Consider the following 20767-nt stretch of genomic DNA (forward strand, 5'->3'; position numbering starts at 1 on the left):
GCGCCGATGAGCCGCCGGCAACCGGCGGCGTGACGTCGGAAGGCAGAAGGAGAGGACAACGAGTGGTGCAGGGAACAGGATCCTTCACGGACCTGGCCTGGTTGCTGGACGACCTGGTCTCGCGGGTGGAGGAAGCTCAGCACGGAATCGTGTTCTCCACCGACGGCCTGTTGCTGGCCGCGTCGGCGGGATTCTCCCCGGCCGACGCCGAGCACCTGGCCGCCGTCGGGTCGGCGATCCAGAGCCTGGGCCGCGGGGTGAGCGACCGGGTCGGTGGCGGGCCGATGCGCCAGACCATCATCGAGATGCGGACGGCGTACCTGATCGTCACCGCCGCCGGGCAGGGAGCCTGCCTGGCGGTGTTCTGCGGCGCCGAGGCCGACGTCGGCCTGGTGGCCTACGAGATGGCCATGCTCGTCACCCGCGTGGGGCAGTACCTCACCTCGCCCACCAGGACGGCCGAGTCCTCCTTCAGGGGTGACTCCTCCCTCAGGGCCGACGCTTTCAGAGGCGACGGCACACGATGAGCATCTTCGACGAGCAGCCCGACACCCAGTGGGTCGGCGACGAGGCGGGGCCGATCGTCAGGCCGTACGTCCTGACGCGGGGCAGGACCGAACCGAGCCGCGGCCGGTTCGACCTCATCACCCTGGTGGTGACCATCCGGCAGGTCTCGTCGAGGGAACCGGGGCTGGACCCGGAGTGCCTGGCCATCGTCCGGCTCTGCCGGCAGGCCCAGTCGGTCGCGGAGATCGCGGCCCACACGAACCTTCCGGCAGGCACGGTCCGTGTCCTGCTCAGCGACCTGCTCGACCAGGGATTCATCGCCATGCAAGAACCGCATTCGGAGACGGACATGCACGACGAGAGGCTGTACAGGGCGGTGCTCGATGGACTCCGTGCGCTCTAGTCGCGACGCCGGGCGCGTGAAGCTGCCCAAGGCGATCAAGATCCTGGTCGCCGGTGGGTTCGGCGCGGGCAAGACCACGCTGGTCGGCGCGGTCTCGGAGATAGAGCCGCTGCGCACCGAGGAGACCCTGAGCGACCGGGGTATCGGCGTCGACGACCTGTCGGGCGTGGAGACCAAGAAGACCACCACGGTCGCGATGGACTTCGGCCGCATCACCATCGGCGACGACTACCGCCTCTACCTGTTCGGCACGCCCGGCCAGGAGCGCTTCTGGTTTCTCTGGGACGAGCTGGCGCTGGGCGCGCTGGGCGCGGTGGTCCTCGCCGACACCCGGAGGCTGGCCGACTGCTTTCCCTCGCTCGACTACTTCGAGCGGCGTGAGACGCCCTTCATCGTCGCGGTCAACTGCTTCGACGGGGCCCGCCGCTACGAGCTCGACGAGGTCAGGCTCGGGCTGACCCTGCACGAGGACATCCCGATCGTGTTGTGCGACGCCAGGCAGCGGGAGTCGGGCAAGGAGGTGCTCATCACCCTCGTCGAGCACGCGATGCGGATGCGGCTGGGCACGACGTCCCAGCCGTCGGGCGCCTGACCTCCTGCGGGACGGGCCGCGGCACGAGGACGCGACGGGCCCTTCCGGGGCGGGTCATCACCGCCCCGGGAGCGTTTTTACCCCTCCGGTAGGGACGAATCCCTCACCGCCGGACGCCCTGCAACAACACCCCGTATCCGGCGTGTCACGATAGCGGCGATCACCTGCGTCCTACCGTGCGGGGAGACCTATGTGTGACGATCCGACTATTCCTCTCACCGTCGCGCGGGCGCTCGGAGAGTACCGGGCGCTGCTGGACGAGCACGGTGTCACCTGGGGCGAGGATCCCATCTTCTACGTCAGGTCCATGGCCACCGACGCCTACCTGATGGGCACGACGAGCTTCTGGGAAGTCTGTTACGGCATGCTCGGCACCCGCTATCCCGAGGTGCCGTTCGAGGAGCTCAGGGACCGTCTCGACGAGCTGGACATGGACGAGGTCGTCCGCGGCGTCCTCGCGGGCCGGGTGCTCGGCAACCTCGCCGCGCTCCGCCTCACCGACGGGGGAGTCGCGCTGCGGGCACGGGCGCAGGCCGTGCTGGACGGCAGGCACCTGCGCACGACGCTGCTGCTCGACTCCAGCAGGTCCGGGCCGGCCACCGTGCTGGCGGACGGGCGGGCGCACGTGGTCGGACCCGGCGGCGCCCGGCTCATCAAGATCACGAGCCGGAGCGAGGTGGTCGCCGACGGCGTACCGGTCGACCTGTCGCCGCTGACCCGCCCCGCCCCCGCGGCCCGCCTCCGGGTGCGCGCGGGCTTCCCGTGCAAGTGGAGCGTGTACGGCGAGCACGGCCAGGGCTGGTACCCCGAAGGGGCCCCCGACCGGCACGACTACCACGTGATGCCCTACTTCCACGGGGACGACCTGGTCCTGGACGTCCCGGCAGAGACGCTGACCGTGCGGGTGTCCAGGGGCATGGAGTACGGCTCGGCGCAGGTCACGGTCACCCCGGCACCGGACGGGGAGACCCTCGTCGAGCTGACCCCGGGGCGGCTCTACGACGCGGCCGCCCTGGGCTGGTACGGCGGGGACATGCACGTCCACCTCAACTGGGCGGGCGACATGGTCGGCACGCCCGGGCTCGCGGGGATCATGCAGCACGGCGAGGACCTGCACGTCCTCAACCTGGTCGCCGGGAACGTCTCCTCCGAGCGGGTCTACGACCTCGAGGCGCTCGAGCACTGGGCCGGGCGGGACCTGCCCTGGTCCGACGCCTCCCACGTGGCGAGGATCGGCGTCGAGTACCGCAACGACCTGCTCGGCCACCTCTACGCGTTCGGCGTCTCGGCCCCGCCCTCGCGCTTCCACACCGGTTTCCTCGGCACCGCCGACTGGCCGCCCAACAGCGTCGCCTGCGAGGAACTCCGCGGCCTGGGGGCCGTCACCGGCTACAGCCACCCCTTCCACAATCCGTTCACCGACATGGACGGACCCGACAAGGCGCTGCGGTGGGGGCGCAACTGCTCCTCCCGGGAGATCGTCGCCGACGCGGCGCTCGGCCTCGTCGACACCCTGGACGTGCTCAGCCAGACCTCGATCACCGCGACCGCCGCCGTCTACCGGCGCCTGATCGGAGCGGGCAACCGCGTCGCGGTCACCGCGGGCACCGACGCGATGATCTCCTTCGCCCGGCGGAGGAACCAGTCCAACCCGCCCGGCTGGGCGCGTGTCTACGCCAGGGTGGACGGGCCGCTGACCGCCGCGTCGTTCGCCGAGGCGGTCAGGCGGGGCCGTACCTTCGGCACCACGGGGCCCTGGCTGGAGCTGTCGGTCGCGGGCCACGGCCCCGGGGCCACCCTGGAGCTGTCACCGGGGGAGCGGGTCACGATCACCGTCCGGTCGGTCGGCCCTGAGGTGGAACGGCTGGAGATCCGCACCGCGGACGGCGTGCTGGCCGAGGGGCCGCCCGGCGAGTTGACCGCAGAACTGGTCGCCGGCGACCCCACCTACGTCGTCGCCCTCGCCACCGGCGGACCGCACGAGCGGTCGTTCACCGGCGAGGTGTACGCCCACACCAGCCCGGTCTACCTCGACGTGGGCGGCCGTCACGTGGCCAGGGCCGAGGACGTCGGCTGGTGCCTGGAATGGCTGGACGCCCTGGAGACGCTCCTGCGGAAGGAGGGCACCTTCGAGACCGGCGGGCAGCTCACCGACCACCTCGCCCTGATCGGCCGGGCCAGGGAGGTCTACCGGGACCGCCTGGCCTGACGGCGCGCGGCGGCCGCTCCCGTACCCGCCCGGCTCGGCACCGTGGCGCCGGAACCCACGCCGGAACCCACGCCGGGACCTGGCCCGGGGCCCGGGCCGGGGACGCCCGGCCGGGACCGCGCGGCGGCGGGACACGGACCGTTCGCCCGGACCGTTCGCGGGCCGGGACATGCGAGGCTTGTCGGCATGAACCGCCTGTCTGATGTCGACCTGTCGCAGAAGCTCACCAAGAAGGACGCCTCCGAGCGTCTCGACGCCGCCCTGGATCGCCTGCTCCGCCTGCGGCTCACGCTCGGCGGCCAGGTCGGCGAGCAGCGCATCGGCCCGCCGCTGTGTGTGGTCTTCGAGGGCTGGGACGCCTCGGGCAAGGGAGGGGCGATCAAGCGGCTGGCGCGCCCGCTGGACCCGCGCCACGTCCGCGTCGCCCAGTTCGCCGCGCCGACCTACGACGAGAAGCGCCACCACTTCCTGTGGCGGTTCTGGCCGGTCCTGCCCGGCTGGGGCGGGATGGCCGTGCTCGACCGCTCCTGGTACGGCCGGGTGCTGGTGGAGCGGGTCGAGGGCTTCGCCACCGAGGAGCAGTGGTCCCGCGCGTACGGGGAGATCGTGGAGTTCGAGCGGACCCTCGCCGCCGAGGGCATGATCATGGTCAAGTTCTGGATGCACGTCTCCGAGGAGGAGCAGCTCAGGCGTTTCCGGGATCGGGCCGGCGACCCGCTGCGGGCGTGGAAGCTCACCGACGAGGACTGGCGCAACCGCGAGAAGCGCCCGCAGTACGAGGTCGCGGTGGAGGAGATGCTCGCCCGCACCGACCACCCGAAGGCGCCCTGGCACGTGGTCCCCGGTGACGACAAGCGCCTGGCCCGCGTCACGGTCGCGGAGACCGTCTGCGCCGCGGTCGAGGCCGAACTCGCCGCCAGGGGCCACAAGCCGGTGATCTCCTCCCCGACGGGCGGCGCCGCCGACGAGTAGCGAGGCCGCCGTCGCCGCCTTCGCTGTCGCCGGTGTCGTCCGCGCCGTTGCTTCGAGAAGTATGGGAGCGGCGGAAACGCCCCGGGCACGGGGGCGCGCGGCAGAATCGAATGGCTGTCCTTTCGTTCGTCGTGAGCGGTTCGTCGTGGCAGTTGGTCGTTGCTGTTCGTCATGCAGGAAGGTGCGGCGCATGCGGTTGGGCTCGCGGCTGAGCAGGCTGGACCGGCGGGTGTTCGCCATGGTGGCGGGCGCCAGGTTGCCCGGTCTCGAACGCGTCGTACCCGCGCTGTCGCGCGCGGCCGACAACTCGCTCCTGTGGGCCGGGGTGGCGGGGGCACTGGCGGTCAGCGGGCGGCGGCCGCTGCGCCGGGCCGCGACCAGGGGGCTGCTCGCGGTCAGCCTCGCCAGCCCGCTGGTCAACCTGGTCGGCAAGCAGGCCTTCCGCAGGAACAGGCCATCGGCCGAGGGGCTCCCGCTCGCCCGGCTGATCAAGATGCCCGCGTCGGCGTCGTTCCCCTCGGGCCACTCCGCCACGGCCGGCGCCTTCGCCGCGGCCGTGGCGCTGGAGGCGCCCCGCGTGGTCGCGGTCCCCGTCGCGCTCCTCGCGGCGGCCGTCTGCTTCTCCCGCGTCTACACCGGCGTGCACTATCCCGGTGACGTGCTCGCCGGAGCCGGGATCGGCGTGGCGGCGGGGCTGATCACCCGTCGCATCTGGCCCGACGCCGGCGAGGCGGGGCAGGCGCGCGCCGCCCTCACGGCGCCGTCCGCGCGGCTCGACCCGGAGGGCGAGGGGACGGTCGCCGTGGTCGACGGCTCCGCCGACGCCGTCGCGGGAACGGCCGAGGCGCTGCGCGAGGCCCTCCCACGGGCCGAGGTCGTCGAGGTGGCGCCGGGCGCCGACCTCGGGGCCGCCGTGCGGGACGCCGCCTCGCGGGCCAAGGTGCTCGCGGTCGCCGGGGGAGACACCGTGGTCAACCTGGCGGCCCAGGAGACGGCGGGCGGGGCGACCCCGCTGCTTGTCGTTCCCGCGAGCGCCCACGACCGGTTCGCCCGCGCGCTCGGGGTGGAGACCCCCGAGGAGGCCGTGACGGCCTACCACAGCGGCGACCTCGTGGCCGTCGACGTCGGCGAGGTCGCGGGCCGGACGTTCGTCAACACCGCCAGCGTGGGCGTCTACCCGGCGCTGGTGGAGCGCAGGGAGCGGCGGCAGGGCCGGATCGGCAAGTGGCCCGCGCTGTTCTGGGCCATGGCCGAGGTGCTCGGCCCGGGGGGAGCGCAACCCGTGGATCTCGTCGTGGACGGGGTGCCCCGGCGCGTCTGGATGGTGTTCGTGGGCAACTGCCGCTACGAGGCGCGCGGCGGAGCCCCCTCCAGACGGCAGCGCCTGGAGGACGGCCTGCTGGACATCCGCGTGCTCGCCGCCGCCGACCGGCTGCCCCGGCTGCGGGTGTTCCTCAGCCTCCTGGCGGGACGGGTGAAGCTGTCACGCCACTACCAGCAGTGGCAGGCCGACACGCTGCGCGTCTCCGCGCCCTCGGGAAGGCTGCGGCTGGCACGCGACGGCGAGACGTTCACGGTCACGGGCGAGGTGGAGTTCACCAAGCGCCCGCGGTCGCTCCTCGTGATCCGGCCGGCCGGCTGAGCTCCGGACGGCGTCCCGGTCATGGCCGGTCATGGCCCGGCCGTGACCGCGCCGCCGTCGCGGGGTGACCGCGCGCACCGGCCTGGGAAACGGGGCGCGGAAAAAGGTTTGGTGCGGCCCGCGGCGCGTCGGGTAGGTTTTCAACCGTATCGTCACCGTCCGTGGGAGAGTCCGTTGAAGTTCTGAGGTCCGGACACCGCGCCCCCGAGCCGTCCTTTCGGCCCGGCGCGCGTCTGACCTCGGCGGATCTCGTCATCGTCGTGATGACGCTTTCCCGGTGAATCCCTGCTGAGCGCGTGCGCGCCCGCGGTGTCCCCCGTGTCCTGTTCCATCTCGACACCTTGTGGGAGCCGCCCCATGTCTTCTTCGATAGTCGTCGACGGCCTGTCGTTCGCCTGGCCGGACGGCACCGTCGTCCTCCACGATCTCGACGCAGCCTTTCCCGCCGGGCGCACCGGTCTGATCGGCGTCAACGGCTCGGGCAAGTCGACCCTACTCAGGCTCATCGCGGGGGATCTCACCCCGCTCTCGGGCTCGGTCGGCGTCGCCGGGCAGGTGGGCTACCTGCCGCAGGGCCTGCCGCTCGACACCGGCCGTACCGTTGAGCGGCTGCTGGGCGTCGCCGAGCGCAGGGCCGCGCTGCTCGCCATCGAGCGCGGCGAGGTCTCCGAGGAGAACCTCGCCGCCGTCGGCGACGACTGGGACGTCGAGGAGCGCGCCCGCGCCGAACTCGACCGGCTCGGCCTGGCACACGTCGGCCTCGACCGTACGGTGGCGACGCTGTCGGGTGGCGAGGTCGTCATGGTCGGGCTGGCGGCGCTCTTCCTGCGCGGGCCCGACGTCCTGCTGCTGGACGAGCCGACCAACAACCTCGATCTCGACGCCCGGCGCAGGCTCTACGCCGCGGTGGAGTCGTGGCCGGGGGTGCTGGTGGTCGTCAGCCACGACCAGACCCTGCTGGAACTGGTGGACAACGTGGCCGACCTCACCGGAGGCACCGTGCGGATGTACGGGGGGAACCTCTCCGGCTACGAGGAGACGCTCGCCGCCGAGCGGGAGGTCGCGGAGCGGATGGTCAGGGTCGCCGGTGCCGACGTGCGCAGGCAGAAACGCGAATGGGAGGAGGCCCAGGTCAAGCTGGCCCGCCGGGTGCGCTACGGCAACACGATGTACGAGCGGAAACGCGAGCCGAAGATCACTATGCAGGCGCGCAGGCGGCAGGCCCAGGTGGCGGCCGGCAAGCACCGCACCATGCACGCCGGCAAGCTCGCCGAGGCCCGCGAGCGGCTCTCCGAGGCCGAGGACGCCGTCCGCGACGACGCCGTGATCCGCGTCGAGCTTCCCGAGACGGCCGTCCCCGCCGGGCGGACCGTGCTGATCGCCGACGGCCTGCGCACGGTGGGCGGGGCGGCACCCACGGACCTCGTGGTCAGGGGACCCGAGCGGATCGCCCTGGTCGGCCCGAACGGCTCGGGCAAGACCACGTTCCTGCGTACCGTCGTCGGGGAGCTCGAACCGGCCGAGGGCTCGGTCACGGTGTTCGTGCCCGGCGTGCGATACCTGCCGCAGCGGCTCGACCTGCTGGACGACGCGCTCAGTGTGGTCGGCAACGTCCGCCGCTTCGCGCCGTCGGTCCCGGTCAACGAGATCAGGGCCAGGCTCGCCAGGTTCCTGTTCCGCGGCGCCCGCGCCGACCGGGCGGCGGGCACCCTGTCGGGCGGTGAGCGGTTCCGCGCGGTGCTCGCCGCGCTGCTGTCGGCGGAGCCGCCGCCACAACTCCTGCTGCTGGACGAGCCGACCAACAACCTGGACATGGCCAGCGTCCGGCAGCTCGCCCAGGCCCTGGAGGCCTACCGGGGCGCGCTCGTCGTCGCAGGCCACGACCTGCCGTTCCTGGGGTCGATCGGCATCACCCGGTGGCTGTCCGTGGACCGGGAGGGGACGCTGTCAGAGATTGCCGATTCCCGGGCACTGTTTGACGCCCAGTGATCGATCCGGCGATAGTTGTGCAGGTGACTACCCCCCGATTGCTCGCCTGTGCCGTGGTCACCCTGGTGGCCCTCACCGCCTGCACCCCGTCTCCGGGCGACCCCGTGGTCGGCCCGGCCACCGCGGGCGGCACGGTGGGAACGGGACAGGGATCCGGTGGCCGGATCTCCGCGCCTCCCACCGGCTCGCCCGCCGCCGTGACGCTGACGCCCGACGAGTACCGGGCCGAGCTGGAGGAGGCGCGCGGCCCGGTGCGCGACGCGGTGAAGAAGCTGGCCGCGACCGGCGGGCTGAAGACCCTCGGCAAGCAGCTGCAGAAGACCTCCGGCGCGGTGGAGGGCGCGGTGACCCGGCTGTCCGCGCTGGCACCTCCCGCGGAGGTGAAGGCCCAGCACGACAGCTACGTCGAGGCCCTGGGACGGCTGCGGACCTCTTTCGACACCGCCCGCCAGGACGCCGAGGAGCAGCGGGTGTGCACCGGCCCGGCCGTGCTGACCGGCATGGCCGAGGCGGACCAGCTGTCCGACGTGGAAGACGTCGCCAAGACGCTGAGCGGGTATCCGGCGAGCGTCATCCCGGTCAAGGCGGCCAAGAAACGCGATCGCCGGCTGTCCAACGGCAGGTTCATCGCCTCCGAGGGGCGGACGGGCCGCGCCTACCTCGAACTGCGCAACGGCACCAAGCAGGACGCCGTCGTCGTCCTGGTGCGCGGCAAGAAGAAGGCCGTCACCGTGTACGTCCGCAGGAAGTCGAACTTCAAGATCCGGGGGGTGCGGGACGGCAGCTACAAGATCTACTACACCCTCGGCCAGGACTGGGACGCGAAGGCGCGCACCTTCACCCGCTCGTGCGCCTTCGAGCAGTTCGGCAAGTCCGTGCGGTTCAGGACCGTCCACACCGCGACCCAGATCCGCTGGACCGACTGGACGATCACCCTGCACGCCGTGACCGGCGGCACCGTGAAGCCCAAGAAGGTCAAGCCGGGCGACTTCCCCACCTGACGCGCCGCCTTTCCAGGGGGCGCCGGGAACGCGAAGACCGCGACCTCGTCACGAGGTCGCGGTCCCGGTGTCACCTCGGCCGATCAGGTCGAGAAGAGCATCCCGACCCAGCTGCGCTGGCGGTGGTGGCCGTAGTGGCCGCCGCGGTGCTGTGCACCCCAGGCGGGAGCGCCGTAGCCGGGAGCGCCGTGCACGGGCGGCGGGGGCGGCGGCGGCGGAGCTGCGTGGGACTGCTGCGACCACTGGCTCTCCATGCGGGTCAGCGTCTCGAGCTCGCCGTAGTCCAGGAAGATTCCGCGACAGCTCTCACACTGGTCGATGTGAACGCCGTTGCGCTCATAGGTGCGCATGGCGCCCCGACACTTGGGACACTGCATCTGGCTGGTCTCCTTGTTCTGGCGTGGTAACCGAGTAACCACAACCTACTGCGTGGGCACACTATGGCAGGCGCTTCGATGCCGGACAATCCTCAGGCAGGACTCGACCAGGACCTCCTCCACCTCGTCCAGCGGACGCCCCTCCCGTCCCGCGGCCGCCACCGCCGCCGCCGCGAGCTGCACGGTCATCGCCTGCGCCGGGACCTCCAGCCGTCCCCACGGATCGCCGTCCGGCGGGACGGCGACCCCGCCCGCGGCGCGGTAGGCCCCCAGGAAGCGGTGCCACACCTCGGGCTCCAGCAGTCCGGCCGCGAACCAGGCGGCGGGCCTGGACAGGTCCCAGGCCTGGTCGCCGACGCCCAGGTCGTCGATGTCGATGAGGATCCACTCGTCCGGCGCGCGGACCATCTGGCCCATGTGCCAGTCGCCGTGGGTCAGGCCGCCGGGAGCGGCACCGGAGGAGCCGCCGGGAGCCGTACCGGAGGAGCCGCCGGGAGCCGCGCCGGGCGGGTTCACGCCGGGTGCGGAGGGGGCGGGCAGGCAGGTGAAGGCCCGGCGCACCGCCAGCTCGGCGGCGGAGCGGTCACCCAGGCGGGCGACGGTCGAGGCCACCCGCGCCGGTCCCCCCGCGGCCCGCAGCGGGGGCAGCGCCCGCACCGGTACGGCGTGCAGCCGCGCGAGCAGCCGCCCGGCCGCCTCCCAGGGCGCCGCGTCCGGATCCGCGTGGTCCACCGGCGTCCCGGCCGGCCAGACGGTGACCAACCGATCCCCGGCGGTCATGACCTCCTCGGTCACCGGTTCGAGCATGATCCCGCGCAGGGCCGGGTGCGCGGTGGCCCGCATCCGCTCCACCAGCGGTTCCCGCTCCGCCCCCGGCGCGTGCGCCTTGACCACGACGGAACCGGCCCGCACGATGATCACGTCCGGCCTGGTCGGCAGCACCGTGCCGGGCGCGCCGCCGTATCGGGCGCCGATCCGGCGCAGTTCGTCGATCAGGTCCTCGCTGTCCATCCGGCAAGTGAACCACCGGTCGCCCGTCCCGCCGACCGGCGGCCTAAAGTGCGAGGTATGAGGATCGGTTTCGCGGTGCCGGTGTCGGGGTCCTGGGCAACGCCGGAGAACATGGCGCGGGTCGCCCGGGGCGCCGAGGAACTCGGCTACCACGAGCTGTGGACCTTCCAGCGCCTGCTCCACCCGCGGGGCCACGCCATGGGCCCGACCTACCGCAGCGTGCACGACCCGGTGGTCACGCTCGCCTACCTGGCGGGCCTGACGAGCCGCGTCCGGCTGGGGGTGGCGGTGCTCAACATGCCGTTCGCCTCGCCCGCGCTGATGGCCAAGCAGCTCGCGAGCCTGCAGGCGGTCTCCGGCGGGCGGCTGGACGCGGGTCTCGGCCTGGGGTGGCTGCCCGAGGAGTTCGCCGCCTCAGGGGTGTCGTTCGAGCGGCGCGGGCGGCGTGCGGAGGAGTACGTCCCGCTGCTGCGGCGCCTGTGGACGGAGGAGACCGTGGAGCACGAGGGCGAGTTCTACGAGCTGCCCCCGGTGCAGCAGGATCCCAAACCGCCCGTCGTGCCGCCGATCCTGCTGGGCGGTTCCGCCGAGGTGGCGCTCAGACGCGCGGGGCGGCTGGCGGACGGCTGGATCAGTTCGAGCCGCGAGGACCTCGACGGCATCGGCGAGAAGATCTCCGTCGTCAAGGAGGCGGCTCGTGCCGCCGGGCGCGACCCCGAGGCGCTGCGCTTCGTCACCCGGGGCGTCACCCGCGTCCGCCCCCCGGGAGTGGCCGGGCGCGAACCGCTGACCGGTTCGTTCGAGGAGATCCGGCGCGACGTCGGCGAGCTCGCGGCCAGGGGGGTCACCGACGTCTTCCACGACCTCAACTTCGACCCGGAGATCGGATCGCCCGACGCCGACCCCGGGGAGTCGATGCGCAGGGCGGAGGCGGCACTGGAGGCGCTCGCGCCCTGATCGGCATGCGGTTCTCGGCGTACCGGGAGCCGGGCGGCGACCGGAGCCCGGCGGGCTGTGCGGTGCGGCGGAGGTCCCGCGTGACCGGCCTTCCCCGTGGATGTACGGGTCTGATGGCACGTGAGCGAACCGGTCCTGTCATCCTTGTTCGGTACGTACCCGGCGGGAACAGAGGAGAACGGTGGACGAGCGCAAGCCGATCGAGTGCTGGCTGTCGGACATGGACGGGGTTCTCGTCCACGAGGGACACCCGGTGCCCGGTGCCGACGAGTTCATCCGACGCCTGCGCGAGTCGGGCAAGCGGTTCCTGGTGCTGACCAACAACTCGATATACACCCCGCGCGACCTGGCCGTACGGCTGCGCGCGGCCGGACTGGAGATCCCGCCGGAGTCGATCTGGACCTCCGCGCTGGCCACGGCCAGGTTCCTGGACGGCCAGCGTCCCGGCGGCTCGGCGTACGTGGTGGGGGAGGCGGGGCTGACCACCGCCCTGCACGAGATCGGCTACGTCCTGACCGACATCGCCCCCGACTACGTGGTCCTCGGCGAGACCCGCACGTACAGCTTCACCCAGATCACCCGGGCGATCCGGCTCATCGAGGGCGGTGCCCGGTTCATCGCCACCAACCCCGACCCGGTCGGCCCGTCGAACGAGGGGTCGCTGCCCGCCTGCGGCGCGGTCGCCGCGATGATCACCAAGGCGACCGGGGTGGAACCCTACTTCGTGGGCAAGCCCAACCCGATGATGATGCGCAGCGCGCTGCGGGCCATCGACGGCCACAGCGAGAGCACCGCGATGATCGGTGACCGGATGGACACCGACATCGTCTCCGGCATGGAGGCCGGGCTGCACACGATCCTGGTGCTCAGCGGGGTCGTCAGCAGGGACCAGATCGATCGCTACCCGTTCCGCCCGTCCATGGTGGTCGACTCGGTCGCCGACCTGATCGATCTGATCGACTAGGGCATGTCCCGCCTGGCGGGAGGTATCACCTCAAGGCCTTGGCGGTACGTTCCCGGGTTCCCCGGGAACGTACCTGCCGTGGGCTGTCAGGTACGGGTGCCATGCTGTCGCCCATGACGCGTGTTTACCTGGAAATCGGCCAGAAGAAGGTCTTCGCCTGCTCGGTGGAGTGGCCGGGGTGGTGCCGGATCGGCGGATCCGAGGAGGCGGCGATCGAGGCGCTGATGACGTACGCGCCGCGCTACCGGGTGGTCGCGGAGCGGGCCGGACTGGCCTTCGAGCCGCGGGACCCGGTGGTGGTGGAGCAGGCCAAGGGCGGCACCACCACGGACTTCGGGGCCATCGAGGCGATTCCCTCGCTCGACGCCGAGCCGGTGGACGAGACCGAGGCGGGCCGGACCGTCGCGCTGCTCGAGGCGGCCTGGGAGCTCTTCGCCGAGACCACCGCCACCTCGCCCGAGGAGCTGCGCAAGGGCCCGCGCGGCGGTGGCAGGGACCGCGACAAGATGGCCGCCCACGTCGTCAACGCCGAGCGCGCTTACGCTCGCAAGATCGGGGTTCGCTACAAGCCCATCCGCGAGCCCTCGGCCCTGGTGGCGATGCGCGCCGACCTCGTCGAGGTGCTGTCCCGGCCCTCCGACGGCAGTCCGCCGGTACCCGGCGGCTGGCCCGTCCGCTACGCCGCCCGCCGGATCGCCTGGCACGTCGTCGACCACCTGTGGGAGATGGAGGATCGCCGCGCCTAGTGCCGCGTTCCTTTGAAAATCCACGCTTCGTCGTTGTCCGGCGGTCACGGTCCGCGACACCCGCCAATACTCTCGGTAATGCTATAGTCACGCTTCGCTATGGAAATTATCAGCGGAGTGCCGCGTCACCTGGCTTGTGTGATGGACGGGAACGGGCGGTGGGCCACGCGGCGATCGCTGCCGCGCACCGCGGGCCACGAGGCGGCGGAGACGGCCGTGATCGACACCATCGAGGCGGCACGCTCGGCCGGTGTCGAGTGGCTGAGCCTGTACGCCTTCTCCACCGAGAACTGGCGGAGGCCGGCGGGCGAGGTAGACATCCTGATGAGACTCGTGCGCCGGGCCATCCGTAAACACGCACCGGCGTTACACGCGCGAGGTGTCCGGTGCAGGTTCCTCGGCATGACCGATCCGCGGATCCCACCCCTGCTGGCTCAAGACATCACCGATCTGATGACTCTTACCAGTGACAACAGGCAGATGACGCTGACGATCGCCTTCGATCACGGGGGACGCCACGACATCGTGGAAGCCGCCCGCTCGCTGATCCGCGCCGCCGTACCCGCCGAGCAGGTCACCGAGGCCACCTTCGCCCGGCATCTCCCGTACTCCGACACGCCGGATGTGGATCTGGTCATTCGCACCTCCGGAGAGCAACGGATCTCCAACTTCATGCTCTGGCAGGTGGCCTACGCCGAATGGGTCTTCCCGCAGGTGCTATGGCCCGACTTTCGCGCGACCCACCTCTGGGAATGCCTTGACGCCTACCGGCGGCGCCGGCGCCGGTTCGGCGATGTCCGCCGGCCGATCACCACGACGGGAGAGGGACTTTGACGAACCAGCCCACCGCGGAGGAGACCGCCGACGTCTTCGGCCCGAACTCGATGCTGCACCGCCTCGTCAACGAGGCGCGCTGGGGCCTTGCGGTGACCCGCGCCACGGTTCTGGAAGCCGCGCACCCGCAGATCGGCGCGGCGCTCATCAGCAACTCGACATTCGTGACGCATCCGTGGCGGCGTCTGCGCAACACCGTGATGAGCACGCAACGGCTGCTCGATCCGGATCGGCATGTTCGCAGCCGGGAGGCGGCTCGCCTCAACCGTCTGCACGCCCGCATCTCGGGCACCGATCCGCAGGGCCGCGGCTACGACGCGATGGACGCCGAAGCACGCGCCTGGGTGGTGGCGACCTTGTTCGAGTCGGCGGTGACGATGTACCGGCTGAGCGGTGAGTCGCTCGACGGGCCCGCCGTGGAACGGCTCTACACCGAGTTCCGAACGCTTCTGACCCTGATCGAGGGCGACAGCGACCAGCTCCCCGCGACGTCGCAGGATTTCTGGCACTACTACGACGACATGATCGACCATCGTCTGGAGAGCACCGAGGCGGTGCGCGTCATCCTCTACCGGCTCTTCGCCAACGTGCCCGCACCGCCCCTGCTGCGCGGCCATCCCGCGGTGTGGGCCGCGGGCCGGGCCGTGGCAGGCCCTGTGGCCGCCGCGGTCACCATCGCCTCGCTGCCGGAATCCTTCTGCCGGCGTGTCGCCCTGCCTGACCTCCCAGGGGCGCGGGCGCTCATGCACGGGGCCTACCTGACCGCCGGACTGGCTACTCGCCTGCTTCCGGACGGCTGGATGCACACCAGCTCGTTCATGAGTCTGCTGGATCCCCATCACGGCGATGGGGCCGGGCCGTGGGCGGACCTGCGCCGCAAGGCCGGCCAGGCCGCGGCCATGCTCAGACTCATCACCCCCGCTCCCGAGGAGGCCAATCAAGCCACACGCTCGGCTGACCGGTTCTTCACCGAGGTTCTGGACCAGACCGGCGACGGCTACCTCGCCTGGCCCGACCTGGCCGCCATGGCCAGAGAGGTCGCCACTCGGCTCGACCTGGAGGAACGGGACGAGGAACGGCTTTACAGCGCCTACGCCGCCTGGTGGGGGGAGTTGCGGGCCGATCTCGACGCCGACGGCGACGGGCGTGTCACGCGCCGGGAATACGCCGCCTCGGCCGCCTGCCTGCCCAGCTCCGGGCTGGTCAGGATCGCCGAGGTGCTGTTCGATGTCACCGACGTCGACGACGACCAGATGATCGACGTCCAGGAGTATCAGGCATTGTTCCGCACGGCCTTCCACCGCGATCTGACCGGCAGGGGCGACAGCTACTCGCGCGGCGCCTTCGTCAGGCAGTTCCTGTCCTTCATGTCCGGGCAGCAGCACTCGGTCGCCTACACCTCCCTCCTGTCCTAGACCTACGACCGCCTCCGGCCCCACCAGGCTCCAGCGATCGCCGCATCCCTCGATGGTGGCGTTGATCGGGCACCCCGACCGCGGCTCATGCGCCTCGCCCATAGTGCTTGCAATCTGCCACCACCGGGTACTACGGTCTCGACAAGCGGTTGCAAACCACAAGCGGAAGGAGCCACTCGTGCTGAGGCAGGTCGCGGAGGGTGTGCTGGTCCACGAGAGCGAGTTCTGCCAGAGCAACGCCGTTGTCGTGCACGGCCGGGCAGGCGTGTTGCTCATCGACCCCGGGGTGCAGGACCACGAAATGGCCTGCCTCGCGAACGACCTGTCCGATTCGGGTCAGGCCGTTGTGGCGGGCTTCTCGACGCATCCGGACTGGGATCACCTGCTCTGGCACCCCCGGCTCGGCGCGGCCCCTCGTTACGGCACGGCCCGCTGCGCGGCAGCTGTCCGGGATCAGCTGTCCGACCCGAACGCGAAGGCCGACATCACCGACCACCTGCTCGAGACGGGCATCGCCGAGCGGGTCCCGCTGGACCTGTACGGCCTCATCACCGCCCTGCCCGCCGAGACCGCGCAGATTCCGTGGGACGGCCCTCACGTCCGGATCATCGAGCATCAGGCGCACGCACCGGGCCACGCGGCGCTGTTCATCGAAGAACGCGGGGTTCTCGTCGCCGGCGACATGCTCTCCGATGTCCTGGTTCCGATGCTCGACCTGAACGGCACCGCCGACCCGATCGAGGACTACCTCGCGGCGCTGCGGTTGCTGGAGGGCGTGGCGGGCGACGTCGATGTCGTCGTCCCCGGCCACGGGTCGGTCGGCGGAGCCGATCAGGTACACGAACGGATCGAGCGGGATCGGGCGTACGTGCTCGCCCTGCGCGAGGGCCGTGTTCTCGGTGTTCCCGGTGTTCCCGGTGTTCTCGGTGACCCTCGGGTCGGCCCGTCGGCCAGGCCCGGCTGGGAGTGGGTGAGCGATGTGCACGACGGGCAGGCCCAGCGCCTCGCCCGAAGAGGCGAGCGCGACGGGACGCCCGGCTAGGTCCCCGTGCCCGCACCCGGGCCGCCGCGTTCGCCTTGGCGTAGGAGGCGTCGCACAGGTAGCTGGTGAGCAGCGCTTTCAACCAGGAGGTTGACGAGGGGGTGATCTACGGTCTACCGTTCTTTCAACCATTGGGTTGAAAGCGGGAGGATCGATGACCACGGACGCGCTGTCCCAGGTCTTCGCCGCCCTCGCGGATCCGACCCGGCGCGACATGGTGGCCCGGCTCTCGGAGGGCGACGCGACCGTGAGCCAGCTGGCCGAGCCCTACCAGATGACGCTGCAGGCCGTCTACAAGCACCTGCGGGTGCTCGAGGACGCCGGGCTCGTCAGCCGGCCGCGGGGGCCACAGCCCCGGCCGGTGCACCTGGAGGCCCAGGTCTTCGACCTGATGGACACCTGGATCGAGCGCTACCGGGCCCGCGCCGAGCGGCGCTACCGCCGCCTTGACGCCGTCCTGGAGGCGATGAGGGGAGACGAGCATGAACAGGACCGCACAGACGGTCATCGAAGCCGACCCGAGGCTGCCGGTCATCCGGATGACGCGTGACTTCGTGGCGACGCCCGGGCAGCTCTTCCGCGCCCACACCGACCCCGTGGCGTTCGCCCAGTGGGTGGGGCCCGACGCCACGGCCGTCCGGATCGAGCACTGGGACGCCTCCACCGGCGGCAGCTGGCGGTACGTCTCGACGCACGGCGGCGCGGAGTACGGGTTCCACGGCTGCTTCCACGAGGTGCGGCCGGACCGTATCGTGCAGACCTTCACGTTCGAGGGCGACCCCGACGGAGTCATGCTGACGACGTTGTGGCTGGAGGACCTGGGCGACGGCCGTACGCGGCTGCGGACACAGTCGCTGGTCGACAGCTTCGAGGGCCGCGACGCTTGGCTGCGCTCCGGCATGGAGGTCGGTGTCGAGGAAGGGTACGCGAAGCTGGAGAGGATGGCCGTCGATGGCGCTGTCTGACCGCCCGGCGGAGCGGCACCGGCAGGTCGCCGGGCTGTTCACGGACCGGGTCCGCGGTACCAAGTCCTGGGACGCGCCGTCCCCGGTCGACGGCTGGACCGCTCGCGACGTCGTGCGGCACCTGACCGGATGGTTCCCCGGGTTTCTCGCCTCCGGTGCCGGCGTCGACCTGCCCCGCGGACCGTCGGTGGACGAGAACCCGGTCCTCGCGTGGCAGGTTCACTGCGACGGCGTGCAGGCGGTGCTGGACGATCCGGAGACGGCGTACCGGGAGCTCACCGACCGGCACATCGGCCGCCTGCCTCTGGAGAGCGCGATCGACCGGTTCTACACCGCCGACGTGTTCATGCACACCTGGGATCTTTCCCGGGCCACCGGCCAGGACGACCGGCTGGACCCCGATCTCTGCGCCCGGCTCCTCGGCGAGATGGAGCAGATGGAGCAGGCCATCCGCTCCTCCGGCCAGTACGGCGCCCGCGTCGAGGTGCCCGGCGACGCGGACGTCCAGACCAGGCTGCTGGGTTTCATCGGCCGGGACCCGTTCTGGTCGGCGCGGTGAGATCGGGCCGGTGGCGCTGACGTCGCGCCGGACCGTCGCGTCGGTCGCGTTCATGGTATGAAATAGCGCGATGTGATGGGTGTTGCGGAAAAGGGCCGGGTCCGGCCCCGTGAGCGGTCCCGCCTGCCGGAGGCGATACCGGCGGTGGCGGCGATGCTGATCGGGCTCTGGGGCATCACCACGCCCTCGTTCTGGCGCGACGAGTCGGTCAGCACGCTGGCCGCCGCGATGCCCCTCGGCGACCTGTGGCACCTGCTCGACAGCATCGACCGGGTGCACGCGCTCTACTACCTCCTGCTCCGGCCGGTCGCCGCGTTCTCGACCGGCGAGCTGGCCATGCGCCTGCCCTCGGTCGTCGCCACGGCCGCCGCCGCGTACGGCGTCACGGTCCTGGGCAGGAGGCTCGCCACCCCGGGAGCGGGCCTTCTCGCCGGACTGCTCTACGTCGCGCTGCCGATGGTGAGCCGGTACGCCCAGGAGGCGCGCAGCTACGCGATCGTGACGGCGGTGGCCGTCCTGGCCACCTGGGTGCTGGTCGAGGCGACGCGGCGATCGGGTCGCCGGTGGTATCTGGCCTACGGGGCCTGCCTGGTGCTGCTCGGCTGGTTCCACGTCTACGCGCTGCTCCTGGTCCTCGCGCACGTGGTGACGGTGCTGTGGTGGCGCCGCGCGCCGTCGCCGTCGTCATCGCCGTCGCCGTCCCGGCCCGATGTGGTGTGGTTCGCCGGGGCGCTGGCCGTGGCCGTGGCCGGGATCGCCCCGCTCGCGCTCCTGGCGGCCGGTCAGCGCGAGGCGCAGCTGTCGTGGTTGGAGCCGTCGAAGCTCACCGACGTCGCCTGGTTCGGCGAGGAGCTGGCGGGCACCGTGGCGGTGGCGCTGCTCCTGGTCGCCCTCATGCTCCTCGGGACGTCCGCCGGTGGGCGGCTGGCGGCGGTCGCGCTGCCCTGGGCGCTGCTGCCGTTCGTGTCCATGGCGATCTCCATCGTCCATCCCATCTTCAACCCGAGATACGTGCTCTTCGCCGTCCCCGCGATGGCGCTGCTGGCGGGAGCGGGCCTGAACGCCGTGCGGCCCAGGGTCCTGGGCTGGATCGGGCTGGTCCTCGTCGCGGCGCTGACCGTCCCGACGCACCTGACGATCCGCGAGCCGGACAGGCGGCCCGACAACCTGCGTGCCATGGCGGCCACGCTGCTGGACAGGCAGCGCCCCGGCGACGCCGTGCTCTACGTGGGGGAGAACCGGCGCCTGTTCGCCGCCGTGTACGAGGACGCGTACCGGAACCTGCGCGACCTCACCCACGCTCCCGGCCGGCGCACACCGAGGACCGCCGCGCAGTTCACGGCCGCCCTGGAAGGTGTCGAGCGCGTCTGGCTGGTCACCGGCGGCAGGAAGCACAAGAGCAGGGACTTCGTGGAGGACGACGAGCGCTATCTGGCCCTGATGGCCAACCGCGACTTCACCCTGAAGTCCACCGAGGACTTCGGCTACTCGTGGTTCGGTCTCTACGTCCGCGAGCGGCGCTGATCCCTCCAGAGCCTCCGGGCGCGGGAGGTCAGGCGATCAGGCCGGGCAGGCGGGTGGCCGCGCCGGCGAGGTAGGCGCCGAGCTCCGGGGGGACGATGTTGATGGCGGAGATCTCGGCCGGGTCGAGCGGGAGCCGCACCACCTCGTACTCGCCGCGGGCCGGGTCGTCGAACTCCGGGCCGCAGCGCAGCGCGGGGTCCATCGAGACCAGGCGGCAGCCGTAGACGTGCTGGGTCTTGACCCCCTCGTCGCGCAGGCACTCCAGGGTGGTCAGCGGGGTGACACCGGAGACCACGGCGCCCAGCTCCTCCATGACCTCGCGGTGCAGGGTGTGCTCCAGGGAGGCGTCCTCGGGCTCGACGTGGCCGCCGGGAATGGACCAGTAGAGCTCCTTGCCGGGAACCGTGCGCCGGAACACCACCAGCTGGTCGTCGTCGAGAAGGACGGCGCGGACGCTCGGCACGGCAGACATGGGGCCATTGTGTCACCGCTCGGGCGGCACGACCCTCATCCGGGTCCGGGGATCCGGGATTTCCGTACGGCACAGGCCCCGGTGAGGGGGAGACGAGGCTCTAGTGGTGGTCCCTGCGTAGCCGCTTGAGGTCCGAACGCTGCTTCTTGGCGGCGATCCGCCGCTCGACCGCGCCCCTGCTCGGCTTGGTCGGACGGCGCTTCTTGGGCGGCGGGGCGATCGCCTCGCGCAGGATCTGGGCCAGGCGCATCTCGGCGGCCTCGCGGTTGCGCAGCTGGGAGCGGAACTCCGAGGCGGCGATGGTGATCACCCCGTTCACCAGGCGGGGGCCGAGGCGTTCGAGGGCTCTGGCCTTGAAGACGGGGCCCAGCGTCTCGGTGGCGGCCAGGTCGAAGCTGAGCTCGACCCGGCTGTCGGTGGTGTTGACCCCCTGGCCGCCGGGGCCGGAGGAGCGGGAGAACCGCCAGCCGAGCTCGGCCTCGGGGACCGAGACCGAGCCGCTGATCTGGAGCGGACCGGGCATGGCGGTGACTTCCTTCTCACGGGGGTGTGCGTGTCTCCAGGGTACCGAGGAGCTATAAGCGTG

Annotated in this window: 22 protein-coding genes; 18 read left to right on the plus strand and 4 right to left on the minus strand. The window is 71.7% G+C overall.

Annotated features, from left to right (window positions below):
- Positions 1-62 precede the first annotated feature (62 nt).
- The 8 genes from ACTOQ2_RS25360 (at position 63) to ACTOQ2_RS25395 (ending at position 9315) form a co-directional block, all read left to right on the plus strand.
- The gene (locus tag ACTOQ2_RS25360; protein ID WP_440067137.1) at positions 63-527 is read left to right on the plus strand and encodes a roadblock/LC7 domain-containing protein; all 465 of its coding nucleotides are present in this window, start codon (positions 63-65) and stop codon (positions 525-527) included.
- Complete coding sequence (locus ACTOQ2_RS25365) at positions 524-910, plus strand: DUF742 domain-containing protein (RefSeq protein WP_440067136.1); 387 nt, start codon at positions 524-526, stop codon at positions 908-910. Before ACTOQ2_RS25360 ends, ACTOQ2_RS25365 begins: the two co-directional genes overlap by 4 nt.
- Complete coding sequence (locus tag ACTOQ2_RS25370) at positions 891-1502, plus strand: GTP-binding protein (protein WP_440086601.1); 612 nt, start codon at positions 891-893, stop codon at positions 1500-1502. The genes ACTOQ2_RS25365 and ACTOQ2_RS25370 overlap by 20 nt, the downstream gene beginning before the upstream one ends.
- A 190-nt stretch (positions 1503-1692) precedes the next feature.
- Complete coding sequence (locus ACTOQ2_RS25375) at positions 1693-3711, plus strand: CehA/McbA family metallohydrolase (RefSeq protein WP_440102764.1); 2019 nt, start codon at positions 1693-1695, stop codon at positions 3709-3711.
- A gap of 186 nt (positions 3712-3897) precedes the next feature.
- Positions 3898-4683 carry a polyphosphate kinase 2 family protein gene (locus tag ACTOQ2_RS25380; protein WP_440102766.1) on the plus strand — a complete coding sequence of 262 codons (786 nt, stop codon included), beginning with the start codon at positions 3898-3900 and terminating at the stop codon, positions 4681-4683.
- 190 nt (positions 4684-4873) lie between these two features.
- Positions 4874-6325, plus strand: coding sequence for a bifunctional phosphatase PAP2/diacylglycerol kinase family protein (locus ACTOQ2_RS25385; protein ID WP_440102768.1), 1452 nt, complete (start codon positions 4874-4876; stop codon positions 6323-6325).
- Between the two features lie 357 nt (positions 6326-6682).
- On the plus strand, positions 6683-8314 hold the full coding sequence (locus ACTOQ2_RS25390) for an ABC-F family ATP-binding cassette domain-containing protein (RefSeq protein ID WP_440102769.1): 1632 nt from the start codon (positions 6683-6685) through the stop codon (positions 8312-8314).
- A gap of 23 nt (positions 8315-8337) precedes the next feature.
- Positions 8338-9315, plus strand: a complete 978-nt coding sequence (locus ACTOQ2_RS25395; RefSeq protein WP_440102771.1) for a hypothetical protein — start codon at positions 8338-8340, stop codon at positions 9313-9315.
- Between the two features lie 83 nt (positions 9316-9398).
- Here ACTOQ2_RS25395 and ACTOQ2_RS25400 read toward each other — a convergent pair whose 3' ends face one another.
- Together ACTOQ2_RS25400 and ACTOQ2_RS25405 are read right to left on the minus strand one after the other, a co-directional pair.
- Positions 9399-9692, minus strand: a complete 294-nt coding sequence (locus ACTOQ2_RS25400) for a zf-TFIIB domain-containing protein (RefSeq protein ID WP_440102772.1) — start codon at positions 9690-9692, stop codon at positions 9399-9401.
- A gap of 45 nt (positions 9693-9737) precedes the next feature.
- Positions 9738-10703, minus strand: a complete 966-nt coding sequence (locus tag ACTOQ2_RS25405) for a phosphotransferase family protein (RefSeq protein WP_440102773.1) — start codon at positions 10701-10703, stop codon at positions 9738-9740.
- A 57-nt stretch (positions 10704-10760) separates the two neighbouring features.
- Between ACTOQ2_RS25405 and ACTOQ2_RS25410 the strand changes: the two genes are divergently transcribed.
- From ACTOQ2_RS25410 to ACTOQ2_RS25455, 10 genes are all read left to right on the plus strand, one after another.
- The gene (locus ACTOQ2_RS25410) at positions 10761-11660 is read left to right on the plus strand and encodes a TIGR03619 family F420-dependent LLM class oxidoreductase (RefSeq protein ID WP_440102774.1); all 900 of its coding nucleotides are present in this window, start codon (positions 10761-10763) and stop codon (positions 11658-11660) included.
- Positions 11661-11841: 181 nt separating this feature from the next.
- Positions 11842-12624, plus strand: coding sequence for an HAD-IIA family hydrolase (locus tag ACTOQ2_RS25415; protein WP_440086594.1), 783 nt, complete (start codon positions 11842-11844; stop codon positions 12622-12624).
- A 113-nt stretch (positions 12625-12737) separates the two neighbouring features.
- Entirely contained in the window at positions 12738-13370 is a 633-nt protein-coding gene (locus tag ACTOQ2_RS25420) for a hypothetical protein (protein ID WP_440102775.1), read from the plus strand.
- A gap of 99 nt (positions 13371-13469) precedes the next feature.
- Entirely contained in the window at positions 13470-14204 is a 735-nt protein-coding gene (gene uppS / locus ACTOQ2_RS25425) for a polyprenyl diphosphate synthase (RefSeq protein ID WP_440102777.1), read from the plus strand.
- Positions 14201-15619, plus strand: a complete 1419-nt coding sequence (locus ACTOQ2_RS25430) for an oxygenase MpaB family protein (protein WP_440102779.1) — start codon at positions 14201-14203, stop codon at positions 15617-15619. The genes uppS and ACTOQ2_RS25430 overlap by 4 nt, the downstream gene beginning before the upstream one ends.
- Before the next feature lie 178 nt (positions 15620-15797).
- On the plus strand, positions 15798-16661 hold the full coding sequence (locus ACTOQ2_RS25435) for an MBL fold metallo-hydrolase (protein ID WP_440102781.1): 864 nt from the start codon (positions 15798-15800) through the stop codon (positions 16659-16661).
- A gap of 154 nt (positions 16662-16815) precedes the next feature.
- A complete protein-coding gene (locus ACTOQ2_RS25440) occupies positions 16816-17211 on the plus strand; it encodes an ArsR/SmtB family transcription factor (protein ID WP_440102783.1) in 396 nt (131 codons plus the stop codon).
- Entirely contained in the window at positions 17144-17626 is a 483-nt protein-coding gene (locus ACTOQ2_RS25445; protein ID WP_440067114.1) for an SRPBCC domain-containing protein, read from the plus strand. Before ACTOQ2_RS25440 ends, ACTOQ2_RS25445 begins: the two co-directional genes overlap by 68 nt.
- On the plus strand, positions 17613-18185 hold the full coding sequence (locus tag ACTOQ2_RS25450) for a TIGR03086 family metal-binding protein (RefSeq protein WP_440102785.1): 573 nt from the start codon (positions 17613-17615) through the stop codon (positions 18183-18185). Before ACTOQ2_RS25445 ends, ACTOQ2_RS25450 begins: the two co-directional genes overlap by 14 nt.
- Before the next feature lie 75 nt (positions 18186-18260).
- A complete protein-coding gene (locus ACTOQ2_RS25455; protein ID WP_440102787.1) occupies positions 18261-19709 on the plus strand; it encodes a glycosyltransferase family 39 protein in 1449 nt (482 codons plus the stop codon).
- Positions 19710-19737: 28 nt separating this feature from the next.
- On the opposite strand, the gene ACTOQ2_RS25460 is transcribed toward ACTOQ2_RS25455, so the two are convergent.
- Positions 19738-20181 (minus strand): NUDIX hydrolase, encoded by a 444-nt coding sequence (locus ACTOQ2_RS25460; protein WP_440102789.1) that lies wholly within the window; start codon positions 20179-20181, stop codon positions 19738-19740.
- Positions 20182-20281: 100 nt separating this feature from the next.
- Entirely contained in the window at positions 20282-20704 is a 423-nt protein-coding gene (gene arfB, locus ACTOQ2_RS25465; protein ID WP_362683289.1) for an alternative ribosome rescue aminoacyl-tRNA hydrolase ArfB, read from the minus strand.
- Between the last annotated feature and the right edge of the window lie 63 nt (positions 20705-20767).

The sequence above is a fragment of the Streptosporangium sp. H16 genome (genome assembly GCF_051918855.1).
GTDB lineage: Bacteria > Actinomycetota > Actinomycetes > Streptosporangiales > Streptosporangiaceae > Streptosporangium.

Coding starts and splice junctions, on each gene's coding strand:
- ACTOQ2_RS25405 (WP_440102773.1), bottom strand. CDS start 10,703: ATGGACAGCGAGGACCTGATCGACGAACTGCGCCGGATCGGCGCCCGA.
- ACTOQ2_RS25365 (WP_440067136.1), top strand. CDS start 524: ATGAGCATCTTCGACGAGCAGCCCGACACCCAGTGGGTCGGCGACGAG.
- ACTOQ2_RS25455 (WP_440102787.1), top strand. CDS start 18,261: ATGGGTGTTGCGGAAAAGGGCCGGGTCCGGCCCCGTGAGCGGTCCCGC.
- ACTOQ2_RS25440 (WP_440102783.1), top strand. CDS start 16,816: ATGACCACGGACGCGCTGTCCCAGGTCTTCGCCGCCCTCGCGGATCCG.
- ACTOQ2_RS25410 (WP_440102774.1), top strand. CDS start 10,761: ATGAGGATCGGTTTCGCGGTGCCGGTGTCGGGGTCCTGGGCAACGCCG.
- ACTOQ2_RS25370 (WP_440086601.1), top strand. CDS start 891: ATGGACTCCGTGCGCTCTAGTCGCGACGCCGGGCGCGTGAAGCTGCCC.
- ACTOQ2_RS25445 (WP_440067114.1), top strand. CDS start 17,144: ATGAACAGGACCGCACAGACGGTCATCGAAGCCGACCCGAGGCTGCCG.
- ACTOQ2_RS25375 (WP_440102764.1), top strand. CDS start 1,693: ATGTGTGACGATCCGACTATTCCTCTCACCGTCGCGCGGGCGCTCGGA.
- uppS (WP_440102777.1), top strand. CDS start 13,470: ATGGAAATTATCAGCGGAGTGCCGCGTCACCTGGCTTGTGTGATGGAC.
- ACTOQ2_RS25460 (WP_440102789.1), bottom strand. CDS start 20,181: ATGTCTGCCGTGCCGAGCGTCCGCGCCGTCCTTCTCGACGACGACCAG.
- arfB (WP_362683289.1), bottom strand. CDS start 20,704: ATGCCCGGTCCGCTCCAGATCAGCGGCTCGGTCTCGGTCCCCGAGGCC.
- ACTOQ2_RS25420 (WP_440102775.1), top strand. CDS start 12,738: ATGACGCGTGTTTACCTGGAAATCGGCCAGAAGAAGGTCTTCGCCTGC.
- ACTOQ2_RS25380 (WP_440102766.1), top strand. CDS start 3,898: ATGAACCGCCTGTCTGATGTCGACCTGTCGCAGAAGCTCACCAAGAAG.
- ACTOQ2_RS25400 (WP_440102772.1), bottom strand. CDS start 9,692: ATGCAGTGTCCCAAGTGTCGGGGCGCCATGCGCACCTATGAGCGCAAC.
- ACTOQ2_RS25385 (WP_440102768.1), top strand. CDS start 4,874: ATGCGGTTGGGCTCGCGGCTGAGCAGGCTGGACCGGCGGGTGTTCGCC.
- ACTOQ2_RS25390 (WP_440102769.1), top strand. CDS start 6,683: ATGTCTTCTTCGATAGTCGTCGACGGCCTGTCGTTCGCCTGGCCGGAC.
- ACTOQ2_RS25450 (WP_440102785.1), top strand. CDS start 17,613: ATGGCGCTGTCTGACCGCCCGGCGGAGCGGCACCGGCAGGTCGCCGGG.